Origin of the sequence: Enterobacter cloacae complex sp. SHL021 (assembly GCF_049237765.1) — a bacterium.
Taxonomy (GTDB): Bacteria; Pseudomonadota; Gammaproteobacteria; order Enterobacterales; family Enterobacteriaceae; genus Enterobacter; species Enterobacter cloacae.
The window spans coordinates 99164-111903 of record NZ_JBMKJG010000017.1 but is presented as its reverse complement, the minus strand read 5'-3'; the positions used below and the strand labels follow the sequence as shown (position 1 = coordinate 111903).

The window sequence follows — 12740 nt, the reverse complement described above, 5'->3', positions numbered from 1 at the left end:
AGTGTGGGGTCTCCCCATGTGAGAGTAGGGAACTGCCAGGCATCAAATAAGAAGAACCCCGTACCGTAAGGTGCGGGGTTTTTTGCTTTTGTTTTCTCCCTCACTCTCACCCTTTCCCTGCAGGAGAGGGCATCAGACCGCACCCCACCCCACAATAAACTCAGCAATCTTATCCTCATCATTTAAATCCAGCACCGGAACCTCAACATCGAGAGCGACATCGCTGGCCACCGCAATGACATGCTCATCCAGCGTTAACTCGCTAACATCATGCCCGGCATCGCTTCTGAACAGCAGGATCTTTGCAACGGCCTCATGCTTAAACCCCTCAACCAGCACCAGATCAAGCGTAGAGTGATCCATCCGACTGACCAGATACGCGAGATCCAGCGGTGCTTCATCGGGCGTTTCCGTCATTAATGCCCACCGCTCACGACTTGCCACCATGGTTTGCGCGGCACCTGCCTTACGCAGTTCATAGCTGTCTTTACCCGGTTTATCGACGTCCATATTGTGGTGGGTATGCTTAATCAGCCCTGGGCGGATGCCTCTGGCACAAAGTGCGGGTATCAGCTTTTTAAGCAGCGTCGTTTTCCCGGTACCACTCCAGGCGGCGATAGCTAAAACAGGCGTCATTATTTCTCCTGCATGGTCTGTAAATCTTCCGTCGTATTCACGTTCACAAAGGCAGACTTCCAGTCGCTAAAATCAACGGAATGGCCGCCTGACTGACGCATAAACACCATGACTCTTCGCTCTCCCGCCGTCAGGTAATCCTGCAGCGCTGGAACTAATGATCTATGAATCAGCGTAATAGCAGGATGGTCGCGCTCACCGTCATGCACCCAGACAACCGGTGCACCATCACGAAATTGCACGAGACGCTCCACAAGGCAAAAGGGAATAAACGGCGTATCACACGGACAGAAAACAAACCACTCTGCCTCAGACTGCTGCATGACCGAGAGCATGCCGGCCAACGGTCCTGGGTAATCCCCAAGAGTATCCTGATAAACGGGGTATCCGCTGCGCTGATAAATATCGATATGGCGATTGGCACTGATGGCCATTGCCGAAACCTGATCTGCAAGCGTGTCAGCAACATGCTGCCAAAGTGGCTTACCGTTAAGCTGCTGAAGCCCCTTATCTTTTCCCGCCATGCGCGTTGCCCTGCCACCCGCCAGAACCACTCCGATGATTTCCTGACCCGGATTCACGAATATCGCCTCTTTTATTGTGGGATTGACCCTGCTAACGTGTCACTCTAAATGAAAGGAGCACCACCATGAAATGTAAACGTCTGAATGAAGTCATTGAACTCCTCCAGCCAGCCTGGCAAAAAGAGCCAGAGCTGAATCTGATGCAATTTTTACAGAAACTGGCGAAAGAGTCAGGTTTTGAAGGTGAACTGACAGACCTTTCTGACGACATCCTGATCTATCACCTCAAAATGCGTGACTCTGCCAAAGATGCTGTTATTCCTGGTATTCAGAAAGATTATGAGGAAGATTTTAAAACCGCATTGCTGCGCGCCCGAGGCGTAATTAAAGAGTAAAAGCTTGTAAGCGGCGGCACCGAAATCGCCACAAGATGATATCCTGAATCATTCGTATAATTTCCGGATGATCGGATGAACGACCAGGCTTTTACTTTCCAGACATTACACCCGGATACCATTATGGATGCGCTGTTTGAGCAGGGTATTCGGGTGGATTCCGGGCTAACCCCGCTAAATAGCTACGAAAACCGCGTCTATCAATTCCAGGACGAGGATCGTCAGCGCTTCGTTGTTAAGTTCTATCGCCCCAAGCGCTGGTCCGCTGAACAAATTCAGGAAGAGCATCAGTTTGCTCACGATCTACTGAATGACGAAGTTCCTGTTGCCGCACCGATAAAATTCAATAACCAAACGCTGCTTACGCACGAAGGGTTCTACTACGCTATATTTCCCAGTCTGGGTGGTCGCCAGTTTGAAGCGGATAATATCGACCAAATGGAGTGGGTTGCCCGCTATCTGGGACGCATCCACCAGACGGGACGCAAAACGTCGTTTATTGCCCGCCCGACTATCGGTATTCAGGAATACCTTATTGAACCCCGCCAGGTCTTCGAAACCTCAGCGCTTATTCCCTCTGCATTAAAGGACGCGTTTCTCAGCGCGACGGATAAACTTATTGGGGCGGTAAAAGCCTGCTGGCGCGATGATATTTCTGTCCTGCGTTTGCATGGTGATTGTCATGCCGGGAATATTCTCTGGCGCGATGGCCCTCTGTTTGTTGACCTCGATGATGCGCGGATGGGGCCAGCGGTGCAGGATTTGTGGATGTTGCTCAACGGCGACAAAGCCGAGCAACGTATGCAGCTTGAAACGATTATTGAAGCCTATGAAGAGTTTAGCCCTTTTAATTCAGACGAAATTGCCCTGATAGAACCTTTACGTGCGATGCGTTTTGTTTATTATCTCGCATGGTTAATCAGGCGTTGGGATGATCCCGCATTTCCTCGTAATTTCCCGTGGCTTACCGGAGAGGATTACTGGCGCAGCCAGATATCCACATTTACTGAGCAGGTTAAGGTTCTTCAGGAACCCCCACTGCAACTAACGCCGATGTATTAATTGGACACATCCAGGAGAGAGTTAATCATGAAAAAAATTTGGCTGGCGCTGGCAGGTATTATTCTGGCATTTAGCGCTTCTGCTGCACAGTTTACCGACGGCAAACAGTACATTACGCTGGACAAGCCCGTCGCTGGCGAGCCACAGGTTCTCGAGTTCTTCTCGTTCTATTGCCCACACTGCTATGAGTTTGAGCAAGTGCTGCATGTTGCTGACAACGTGAAGAAAAAGCTGCCGGAAGGCACCAAAATGACCAAATACCACGTTGAGTTCCTGGGCCCATTGGGTAAAGACCTGACTCAGGCGTGGGCGGTTGCGATTGCGCTGGGTGTGGAAGATAAGATCACCTCCCCTATGTTTGAAGCGGTGCAGAAAACCCAGACCGTCCAGACCGCAGCAGATATTCGTAAAGTGTTCGTTGACGCAGGCGTGAAAGGTGAAGACTACGACGCCGCATGGAACAGCTTTGTCGTGAAATCGCTGGTTGCTCAACAGGAAAAAGCCGCAGCCGATCTGCAGCTCCAGGGCGTTCCGGCGATGTATGTAAACGGCAAATATCAGCTGAACATGCAGGGCATGGACACCAGCAGCATGGATATCTTCGTACAGCAGTACGCAGACACCGTGAAATACCTGGTCGAGAAGAAGTAAACCCAATGATATAAAAACGCCGGTCAATGACCGGCGTTTTTGTTTGAAGCTTTGATGTTCTCTATCTGCTCATCTTTCTCTTTCCAGAGCGTATTAAGCCAAAGCTGGAAACGACGTTTGAAGTTCTTATCGTTAACGTAATCCCCATGCAGTTCGGTATCAATTGGCACCAGATCGACACGAACCACGATACGCGTCAGCTTGCCGCTAAGCATATCGAAGAAAGGCGTCTTATCGTTTTCCGGATAGCAGAGCGTCACGTTCAGTAATTTATCGAACTGCGCCCCCAGCACGTTAAGCGCCATGGCAATACCCGCCGCCTTGGGTGGCAGCAGGTTCTGATAAGGGGAGCGAGTCTGAAGACGCTTCTCTTCTGTGAACCGCGAGCCTTCGACAAAATTCACAATCGTTGTCGGATGTGCGCGAAACTTCTCGCAGGAGCGACGCGTCGTTTCCACATCCTTACCCCGTCGCTCCGGGTGGCGAATCAAATAGCTGCGCGAATAGCGTTTCATAAAAGGCATATCCAGCGCCCAGCAGGCCAGGCCGATAAACGGTACCCAGGCTAGCTGTTGCTTCAGGAAGTATTTGTTCATCGGGATATGCTTACGGAACAGCACACATAACACCACGATGTCGGCCCAGCTGTGGTGATTACAGATCAGCAGATACCAGTTCTTTTTGTTGAGTCTTTCCAGACCCTCAACGTCCCACTTCAGGTGAGGATTCAGGCGCAGCAGGATGGCCAACCCTTCGCACCAGCAGTACATCATGAAATTACAAAACGCCGACACGGCTCGCCAAACCGTAGGCAAAGGTAACAGCAGTTTAATTATCCCGGCGATGATGATCGGTACAGAACAGGCGATCGTTACCAGAATAGTTAAAATGATGCTTAACAGTAATGTTATTGCAGCGAGCAATCTCGACATGATGAGCTTTTTCAAATGGTTAGCTGTAAGTTAGCGACCGACTATCCGGTGCAGGGCGCTGATTTTATCAGAAATCAGACAAAATAATGGGGCTTTCATACGGAGAGTTGACAGGCAGCATCTCGCTGCAGAAGATTTCACTACTATTACGCAGCAAACCGGGCATATATCCACATATGCTATATTCTCATTAGCTAGCAATATAAATCACTGTCCGTATATAACTAATTGATAAATAGATTATAATTATGTGTCTTTACGCTTTTTTTGCCTTTGTTAGTCATATGAAGTGAAAGTATTCACAAACTTATCCACAGTTTAAATTTTGCGAGCGATCCTCACGATCGTAAAATCTTTTCCAGTATCAGGCGCTAATAACTGATGTTTTCATCCTTCTGTGGCATCCTTTAGTCATAAATTGATTAAAGGCACGGACATTATGGTTCAGATCCCAGAAAACCCTCTTATTCTCGTCGACGGCTCTTCTTACCTGTATCGGGCGTATCATGCGTTTCCTCCTCTGACCAATAGCGCAGGGGAACCCACCGGCGCGATGTACGGTGTACTTAACATGCTGCGTAGCCTGATCCTTCAGTATCAGCCAACCCATGCGGCAGTCGTTTTTGATGCGAAAGGCAAAACTTTCCGCGACGAGTTATTTGAGCATTACAAATCTCACCGTCCGCCAATGCCTGACGATCTGCGTGCGCAGATTGAGCCGCTGCACGCGATGGTGAAAGCGATGGGGCTGCCACTGCTGGCGGTTTCTGGTGTGGAAGCGGATGACGTCATTGGCACCCTGGCGCGTGAAGCCGAAAAAATGGGCCGTCCGGTTCTCATCAGTACTGGTGATAAAGATATGGCGCAGCTGGTGACGCCAGGGATCACCCTGATTAACACCATGACCAACACCATCCTCGGCCCTGAAGAGGTGGTCGCAAAATATGGCGTGCCGCCAGAGTTGATTATCGATTTCCTCGCGTTGATGGGCGACTCATCGGATAACATCCCAGGCGTGCCAGGCGTTGGCGAAAAAACGGCACAGGCACTCCTTCAGGGACTGGGCGGGCTGGATACGCTGTATGCGGAGTCTGACAAAATCGCCGGGCTCTCCTTCCGTGGCGCAAAAACCATGGCCGGGAAGCTGGAAGAGAATAAAGAGGTGGCTTATCTCTCCTATAAGCTGGCGACGATTAAAACCGATGTTGAGCTGGAACTGGGATGTGAGCAGCTTGAGGTACAGCAACCGTCTGCGGATGACCTGCTGAGCCTGTTTAAGAAATACGAATTTAAGCGCTGGACCACCGACGTGGAAGCCGGTAAATGGCTGCAGGCAAAAGGCGCCAAACCGGCTGCGAAGCCAAAAGAGACGATTGTCATTGATGCCGACGATCAGGCTGAAGAAGAAGCCGCAGCGCTCTCTTTTGAGCACTACGAAACCATTCTTGAAGAGTCACAGCTGGTTGCCTGGATCGAGAAACTGAAAAAAGCACCGGTGTTTGCTTTCGACACGGAAACAGACAGTCTGGATAACATTACCGCCAATATGGTGGGCCTGTCCTTTGCGACAGAGCCGGGTATCGCTGCCTATGTCCCCGTCGCGCATGATTACCTGGACGCACCGGAGCAACTCTCTCGCGAACGCGTGCTGGAACTGCTGAAGCCGATTCTGGAAGACGACAACGCGTTGAAGGTGGGGCAAAACCTCAAATACGACCGCGGTATTCTGCAAAACTACGGTATTGAGCTGCGCGGTATCGCGTTTGATACCATGCTGGAATCTTACATTCTGGACAGCGTAGCAGGCCGTCATGATATGGACTCCCTGTCTGACCGCTGGTTAAAGCACAAAACCATCACGTTTGAAGAGATTGCCGGTAAGGGCAAAAATCAGCTCACCTTTAACCAGATTGCGCTGGAAGAGGCGGGACGCTATGCGGCAGAAGATGCCGACGTCACGTTGCAGCTGCACCTGAAGATGTGGCCAAAACTGCAGAAGCACGAAGGGCCGCTGAATGTGTTTCAGAACATTGAGATGCCGCTGGTACCTGTTCTTTCACGCATCGAGCGCAACGGCGTAAAAATCGATCCGACGGTACTGCATAACCACTCGGGCGAACTCGCCCAGCGTCTGACCGAACTGGAGCAAAAGGCGCATGAGCTTGCCGGTGAGCCGTTTAACCTCTCATCGCCAAAACAGCTGCAAACCATCCTGTTTGAAAAGCAGGGGATCAAACCGCTGAAGAAAACCCCTGGCGGCGCACCGTCCACCTCTGAAGAGGTGCTGGAGGAGCTGGCGCTGGATTATCCGCTGCCCAAAGTCATTCTGGAGTACCGTGGTCTGGCAAAGCTGAAATCGACTTACACCGATAAGCTGCCGCTGATGATCAACCCGAAAACGGGTCGTGTGCATACTTCATACCATCAGGCTGTGGCGGCCACCGGACGTCTCTCCTCGACCGATCCAAACCTGCAGAACATTCCGGTACGAAATGAAGAAGGGCGTCGCATTCGTCAGGCGTTTATTGCACCTGATGACTATCTGATTGTCTCTGCTGACTACTCGCAAATCGAGCTGCGCATTATGGCGCACCTCTCGCGTGATAAGGGCCTGTTGACGGCCTTTGCGGAAGGGAAAGACATCCACCGGGCAACCGCTGCGGAAGTCTTTGGTCTGCCGCTGGACAGCGTGACAAACGAGCAACGCCGCAGCGCGAAAGCAATCAACTTCGGCCTGATTTACGGCATGAGCGCCTTCGGTCTTTCACGCCAGCTTAATATTCCGCGTAAAGAGTCGCAGAAGTATATGGATCTCTACTTCGAGCGATATCCGGGCGTACTGGAATATATGGAACGCACCCGCGCGCAGGCGAAGGAAAAAGGCTACGTTGAAACCCTGGACGGTCGTCGTCTCTACTTACCCGACATTAAATCCAGCAACGCGGCGCGCCGTGCCGGGGCAGAACGTGCTGCAATCAACGCCCCGATGCAGGGAACCGCAGCTGACATCATCAAGCGCGCGATGATCGCCGTGGATGCCTGGTTGGAAAAAGAGAAACCGCGCGTGAAAATGATCATGCAGGTACACGATGAACTGGTGTTCGAAGTGCACAAAGACGATCTCGATAGCGTGTCGAAGACGATCCACGAACTGATGGAAAACAGCATGAAACTCGATGTGCCGTTGCTGGTGGAAGTGGGAAGTGGTGAAAACTGGGATCAGGCTCACTAATGGTTCGGCGAATAACGCGCTTTTTATGTAAGTTAGCAACATAACGACGTGCGTTTTGTGACGATCATTAGAATTCCCTATGTAAAGAATGAAAAAAAACTACAAAAAGTGCTTTTTCTGCAGCAAAAAAAGGGGTAGAGTTAGCGGCGTAGGGTACAGAGGTAAGATGTTCTATCTTTCAGACCTTTTACTTCACGTAATCGGATTTGGCTGAATATTTTAGCCGCCCCAGTCAGTAATGACTGGGGCGTTTTTTATTGCGGCAAAGAAAATTTCGGACAAAAAAAAGCGCGGCCATGGCCGCGCACGGTATTACTCTTCTTCCGCTTCTGTTGCGGGCTCCAGCTCCCTGAACCAGCTGTCGAGTTTCTGACGCAGCTTATCCACACCCTGCTTTTTCAGCGAGGAGAACGCTTCAACCTGCACATCTCCGTTGAATGCCAGTACCGCTTCACGAACCATATTCACCTGCGCTTTACGCGCGCCGCTCGCCAGCTTATCCGCTTTTGTCAGCAGCACCAGAACGGCAATATCGCTTGCCACAGCCCAGTCGATCATCTGCTGATCAAGGTCTTTCAGCGGGTGGCGAATATCCATCAGCACCACCAGGCCTTTCAGGCACATGCGCTTTTCCAGGTATTCACCCAGCGCGCGCTGCCACTTGAGCTTCATCTCTTCCGGTACCTGCGCGTAACCGTACCCCGGTAAATCGACCAGGCGTTTTCCTTCGGCCACTTCAAACAGGTTAATCAGCTGGGTACGGCCAGGTGTTTTTGAGGTACGCGCCAGGTTCTTCTGATTGGTCAGCGTATTCAGTGCGCTGGATTTCCCCGCATTCGAGCGGCCAGCAAAGGCCACTTCGATGCCGGTATCAGAGGGCAGGTGGCGAATATCGGGCGCACTGGTGACAAAATGCGTCTGTTGGTAGTTCCAGGTAGTCACGTGGTCGTCTCCAAAAATCGTAATCTGCGGGGGATTATACCTGAATGCAGGCAAAAGGCTTTTTTGATTGCACCTGGTCTGTAGGCTTAAGCCCTGGCCGATGTGAGACATCGGCTATAGATGTTATGAGAAATTTCAGAGAAATCGCAGGTGTAAAAAAATACAAACTGTTTTAAATCATAAGATTAATATTGAGTGATTATCTGAAAATCCGTTTTTGTACCCTTTCGTTGCTTGTTAGTTTAAATGAACAAGGTAAAGTGTGCGTCAAGGCGGGGATGCCAACAGGATAATGACTTAGGGATAAGGGTCAGGAGCGCCAGGAGGCGAAGACGCAGGATTGTCAGGATGACCAGCGCCTGGAGGCGTTTTAACAGGAAAAGGAACCGTATCACGGACGGTATCAGCCAACGGATAAACAGGGTTTGTTGTAGGCAAACACGGAATGTCTGACCCGTTAAGGGTTATGAGTCAGGAAAAAAGGCGACAGATTGCTCTGTCGCCTTTTTTCTTTGCTTGCTTTCTGCTAGATTTCGCCGCAATTCTATACTGAAGAAAACGACTTAAAGATAAAACATCATGAAAAAACCGACCTCCGCAGCGGGCGCGAAACGCCCTGCCAAAGCACGCCGCAAAACGCGCGAAGAACTGAACCAGGAAGCGCGCGATCGCAAACGCGAAAAAAAGCATCGCGGTCATGCTGCGGGTAGCCGTGCAAACGGTGGTGGTGCATCTGGCGCTTCTGCTAAAAATAAGCCGCAGAAAGATCCACGTATCGGCAGTAAAACTCCCATTCCACTGGGCGTGACAGACACCCCGGTCACTAAGCAGCACAAACCAAAGAGCGAGAAACCTATGCTTTCACCGCAGGCTGAGCTGGATTTGCTGGAGAACGATGAGCGCCTGGACGCGCTGCTGGAACGTCTTGAAGAGGGTGAAACCCTGACCGCTGAAGAGCAGTCCTGGGTGGATGCCAAACTGGATCGCATCGACGAACTGATGCAGAAGCTGGGCCTGTCATACGACGATGACGAAGATGAAGAAGAAGACGAAAAGCAGGAAGATATGATGCGTCTTCTGAAGGGTGGAAACTAACATTTGCACCCGGCAGGAACGATAGTCCTGCTTATAACCCTTCCGGTTATATGTTATCTGGTGTGGTTATTCGTTAAACTACGGCGGTTGTCGCGGCGACAGAAGTGGCTGCGCACCCGAATGATGGTCCGCAATGGGGCCAGAACGGGCCGCCGTATACGAACGCGACACCAACGGAAGGAGTGAGCATGTCTGTACCATCTATCGACTGGGATTTGGCCCTGATCCAGAAATATAACTATTCCGGGCCGCGTTACACCTCATACCCCACCGCGCTGGAGTTCTCCGATGCCTTCGGGGAGGGTGATTTTCAGCAGGCCGTCGCGCGCTATCCAGAACGCCCGCTGTCGCTCTACGTCCATATTCCGTTCTGCCATAAGCTCTGCTACTTCTGCGGCTGCAATAAAATTGTCACCCGTCAGCAGCATAAAGCCGATCAGTATCTGGATGCGCTGGAGCAGGAAATTTTGCATCGCGCGCCGTTGTTTACTGGCCGTCATGTCAGCCAGCTTCACTGGGGCGGCGGTACGCCAACCTATCTGAATAAAGCGCAGATCAGCCGTTTGATGGCGCTTCTTCGCAGCAATTTCCATTTTAATGACGACGCCGAAATCTCGATCGAGGTCGATCCGCGTGAAATTGAGCTGGATGTGCTGGATCATTTACGTGCCGAAGGCTTCAATCGCCTGAGTATGGGCGTTCAGGACTTCAATAAAGAGGTCCAGCGTCTGGTGAACCGTGAACAGGACGAAGAATTTATCTTTGCCTTACTCAACCATGCGCGTGAAATTGGTTTCACCTCAACCAATATCGATCTGATTTACGGCCTGCCAAAGCAGACGCCGGAGAGCTTTGCTTTTACGCTGAAACGCGTGGCTGAACTTAACCCGGACCGCCTGAGCGTGTTCAACTATGCGCATCTGCCGACGCTCTTTGCCGCGCAGCGCAAAATCAAAGATGCCGATCTGCCTTCTGCTCAACAGAAACTGGATATTCTCCAGGAAACCATTACCTCGCTGACCGAGACCGGCTATCAGTTTATCGGTATGGATCACTTTGCCCGTCCGGATGACGAGCTGGCTGTTGCTCAGCGCGAAGGGGTACTGCACCGTAATTTCCAGGGCTATACCACCCAGGGCGATACCGATTTGCTGGGGATGGGCGTTTCCGCCATCAGCATGATTGGCGATTGCTACGCGCAAAACCAGAAAGAGTTGAAGCTCTACTATCAGCAGGTGGATGAAAAGGGCAACGCGCTGTGGCGCGGCATCGCGTTAACACGTGACGACTGCATTCGTCGTGATGTGATTAAGGCGCTTATCTGCAACTTCCGTCTCGATTTCAGCGACGTTGAGTCGCAGTGGGATCTGCACTTTAGCGATTATTTTGCAGAAGACCTGAAGCTGCTGGCGCCGCTGGCGAAGGACGGGCTGGTGGATGTGTCGGAGAATGCGATTGAGGTCACGCCAAAAGGACGTTTGTTGATTCGTAATATCTGCATGTGTTTTGACGCTTACCTTCGGCAGAAAGCGCGTATGCAGCAGTTCTCGCGGGTGATTTAAGCCGCAAAAGCATGAAACGTAGGCCGGGTAAGGCGAAGCCGCCACCCGGCTTTTACATTTTTACCCGCTAGCTAAACAGACCAACCAGCGCCGCACACAACACTGCAGCAACTGCGGTTTGCGGCGTGTGGCTTTCTGCGGCTCCGCTAGAGAGCATATGTACTAATGTTTCCAGCATGATGTTCACCCCCAATTTCCGGGCACGATCATACAAAACTCATCGACACAGTAAAGCGCAAAATAACGGCAATTTGCGCTCAATTAGTAATCTTTACACAGCGGTGAAGATTACTCCATTCCCAGCTCTTTAAGCTTACGCGTCAGGGTATTACGTCCCCATCCCAGCAGGCGGGCTGCTTCCTGTTTATGGCCCTGCGTATGACGAAGCGCGGTGGTTAACAGCGTGCGTTCCATCTCCGGCTGTGCCTCAGAGAGCAAATTTTGATGACCGGAACGCAGCGCGCGATCGGCCCACTGCGCCAGCAGCGTCGCCCAGCTGTCCGGCAGCGCATGGCCCGTACTGCTTTCAGGGGCAGTTGCTTCAAACAGCTCGGCCGGCAGATCCTGAATCAAGACCTCCTGTCCGGCGGCCATGACGGTGAGCCAGCGACAGGTATTTTCCAGCTGACGCACGTTACCCGGCCAGGCCAGGCGGGTGAGGGCGGCATCGGTTTCCGGGTGAAGCTGTTTGGCTTCTACGCCCAGTTCACGCGCGGCGACCTGCAGGAAGTGACGCGCCAGGCGAGGGATATCTTCGCGACGTTCACGTAGCGGCGGTAGATGGACGCGGATGACGTTCAGGCGATGGAATAAATCCTCACGGAATTTTCCCTCCTGCACGCGTTGCTCCAGGTTCTGGTGCGTCGCGGCAATAATGCGTACATCCACTTTCACCGGCGCATAACCGCCTACGCGATAAAACTGTCCGTCAGCCAGCACGCGCAGAAGACGGGTCTGAACATCCAGCGGCATATCGCCAATTTCATCCAGGAATAACGTCCCCCCGTCAGCCTGTTCGAAGCGGCCCTGACGAATGGTATTCGCCCCGGTAAAGGCGCCTTTTTCATGGCCGAACAGTTCGGATTCAATCAAATCTTTCGGGATAGCCGCCATATTCAGGGCGATAAACGGCGCTTTTGCCCGCGGGCTATGGCGATGTAAGGCGTGCGCGACCAGCTCTTTACCGGTGCCCGATTCGCCATTAATCAGTACGCTGATGGACGAACGCGACAGACGGCCAATAATGCGAAACACATCCTGCATCGCCGGTGCTTCGCCAATGATGTCCGTGGTAGGGCCGAAATCGGGCGCATTACGCGGCTGTTGCTGCTCCTGGTAATGGCTAATGGCGCGCTCAACCAGCGCGACCGCTTCGTCGATATCAAATGGCTTGGGCAGGTAGTCGAATGCCCCTTGCTGATAGGCGCTAACGGCGGCATCCAGATCGGAGTGTGCCGTCATTATGATGACCGGAAGCATAGGGTGGCGTTGTTTGATCTGCTTTAAAAGCGCCAGCCCGTCCATACCCGGCATACGAATATCCGACAGCAGAACATCCGGCGTTTTGGTGGTGAGTGCGTCGAGCACTTCGCTGCCGCTCTCAAACGTCGTGCAGCTTAATCCCGCCCCTGTGAGCGCGCGTTCAAGCACCCAACGGATGGAGCTATCGTCATCGACTACCCAGACTATCCCTCGTTGCATAAACGTCA

General features: G+C 52.0%; 12 protein-coding genes. 6 read left to right on the top strand and 6 right to left on the bottom strand.

The features are described from left to right. Window positions 1-132: 132 nt before the first annotated feature. Window positions 133-636 carry a molybdopterin-guanine dinucleotide biosynthesis protein MobB gene (gene mobB / locus ACOTZF_RS17500; RefSeq protein WP_129252920.1) on the bottom strand — a complete coding sequence of 168 codons (504 nt, stop codon included), beginning with the start codon at window positions 634-636 and terminating at the stop codon, window positions 133-135. After that, a complete protein-coding gene (gene mobA / locus ACOTZF_RS17495) occupies window positions 636-1217 on the bottom strand; it encodes a molybdenum cofactor guanylyltransferase MobA (RefSeq protein ID WP_129252922.1) in 582 nt (193 codons plus the stop codon). The genes mobB and mobA overlap by 1 nt, the downstream gene beginning before the upstream one ends. A 68-nt stretch (window positions 1218-1285) precedes the next feature. Here mobA and ACOTZF_RS17490 point away from each other — a divergent pair, with 68 nt between their 5' ends. The 3 genes from ACOTZF_RS17490 (at window position 1286) to dsbA (ending at window position 3268) form a co-directional block, all read left to right on the top strand. Then, the gene (locus ACOTZF_RS17490) at window positions 1286-1555 is read left to right on the top strand and encodes a YihD family protein (protein WP_013099387.1); all 270 of its coding nucleotides are present in this window, start codon (window positions 1286-1288) and stop codon (window positions 1553-1555) included. A 75-nt stretch (window positions 1556-1630) separates the two neighbouring features. Next, on the top strand, window positions 1631-2617 hold the full coding sequence (locus ACOTZF_RS17485) for a serine/threonine protein kinase (RefSeq protein WP_045901558.1): 987 nt from the start codon (window positions 1631-1633) through the stop codon (window positions 2615-2617). Between the two features lie 27 nt (window positions 2618-2644). Beyond that, window positions 2645-3268 (top strand): thiol:disulfide interchange protein DsbA, encoded by a 624-nt coding sequence (dsbA, locus tag ACOTZF_RS17480; RefSeq protein WP_129252924.1) that lies wholly within the window; start codon window positions 2645-2647, stop codon window positions 3266-3268. Between the two features lie 23 nt (window positions 3269-3291). On the opposite strand, the gene ACOTZF_RS17475 is transcribed toward dsbA, so the two are convergent. Further along, on the bottom strand, window positions 3292-4200 hold the full coding sequence (locus ACOTZF_RS17475) for an acyltransferase (RefSeq protein ID WP_013099384.1): 909 nt from the start codon (window positions 4198-4200) through the stop codon (window positions 3292-3294). A 439-nt stretch (window positions 4201-4639) separates the two neighbouring features. On the opposite strand from ACOTZF_RS17475, the gene polA reads away from it, so the two are divergent. Continuing rightward, window positions 4640-7432, top strand: coding sequence for a DNA polymerase I (gene polA, locus ACOTZF_RS17470; RefSeq protein WP_020686869.1), 2793 nt, complete (start codon window positions 4640-4642; stop codon window positions 7430-7432). Between the two features lie 312 nt (window positions 7433-7744). Here the strand turns inward: polA and yihA are convergent, their stop codons facing one another. Further along, window positions 7745-8374, bottom strand: coding sequence for a ribosome biogenesis GTP-binding protein YihA/YsxC (gene yihA / locus ACOTZF_RS17465; RefSeq protein ID WP_129317793.1), 630 nt, complete (start codon window positions 8372-8374; stop codon window positions 7745-7747). A 579-nt stretch (window positions 8375-8953) separates the two neighbouring features. Here yihA and yihI point away from each other — a divergent pair. Then, the gene (gene yihI, locus ACOTZF_RS17460; RefSeq protein ID WP_013099380.1) at window positions 8954-9469 is read left to right on the top strand and encodes a Der GTPase-activating protein YihI; all 516 of its coding nucleotides are present in this window, start codon (window positions 8954-8956) and stop codon (window positions 9467-9469) included. 188 nt (window positions 9470-9657) lie between these two features. Continuing rightward, the gene (gene hemN / locus ACOTZF_RS17455) at window positions 9658-11031 is read left to right on the top strand and encodes an oxygen-independent coproporphyrinogen III oxidase (protein WP_013099379.1); all 1374 of its coding nucleotides are present in this window, start codon (window positions 9658-9660) and stop codon (window positions 11029-11031) included. A 67-nt stretch (window positions 11032-11098) separates the two neighbouring features. Here the strand turns inward: hemN and ACOTZF_RS17450 are convergent, their stop codons facing one another. Together ACOTZF_RS17450 and glnG are read right to left on the bottom strand one after the other, a co-directional pair. Then, window positions 11099-11209, bottom strand: a complete 111-nt coding sequence (locus ACOTZF_RS17450) for a YshB family small membrane protein (RefSeq protein ID WP_032618432.1) — start codon at window positions 11207-11209, stop codon at window positions 11099-11101. A 110-nt stretch (window positions 11210-11319) separates the two neighbouring features. Beyond that, a complete protein-coding gene (gene glnG, locus ACOTZF_RS17445; protein ID WP_013099377.1) occupies window positions 11320-12732 on the bottom strand; it encodes a nitrogen regulation protein NR(I) in 1413 nt (470 codons plus the stop codon). Window positions 12733-12740: the final 8 nt, after the last annotated feature.

Coding starts and splice junctions, on each gene's coding strand:
- mobB (WP_129252920.1), bottom strand. CDS start 636: ATGACGCCTGTTTTAGCTATCGCCGCCTGGAGTGGTACCGGGAAAACG.
- ACOTZF_RS17490 (WP_013099387.1), top strand. CDS start 1,286: ATGAAATGTAAACGTCTGAATGAAGTCATTGAACTCCTCCAGCCAGCC.
- ACOTZF_RS17485 (WP_045901558.1), top strand. CDS start 1,631: ATGAACGACCAGGCTTTTACTTTCCAGACATTACACCCGGATACCATT.
- dsbA (WP_129252924.1), top strand. CDS start 2,645: ATGAAAAAAATTTGGCTGGCGCTGGCAGGTATTATTCTGGCATTTAGC.
- ACOTZF_RS17475 (WP_013099384.1), bottom strand. CDS start 4,200: ATGTCGAGATTGCTCGCTGCAATAACATTACTGTTAAGCATCATTTTA.
- polA (WP_020686869.1), top strand. CDS start 4,640: ATGGTTCAGATCCCAGAAAACCCTCTTATTCTCGTCGACGGCTCTTCT.
- yihI (WP_013099380.1), top strand. CDS start 8,954: ATGAAAAAACCGACCTCCGCAGCGGGCGCGAAACGCCCTGCCAAAGCA.
- hemN (WP_013099379.1), top strand. CDS start 9,658: ATGTCTGTACCATCTATCGACTGGGATTTGGCCCTGATCCAGAAATAT.
- ACOTZF_RS17450 (WP_032618432.1), bottom strand. CDS start 11,209: ATGCTGGAAACATTAGTACATATGCTCTCTAGCGGAGCCGCAGAAAGC.
- glnG (WP_013099377.1), bottom strand. CDS start 12,732: ATGCAACGAGGGATAGTCTGGGTAGTCGATGACGATAGCTCCATCCGT.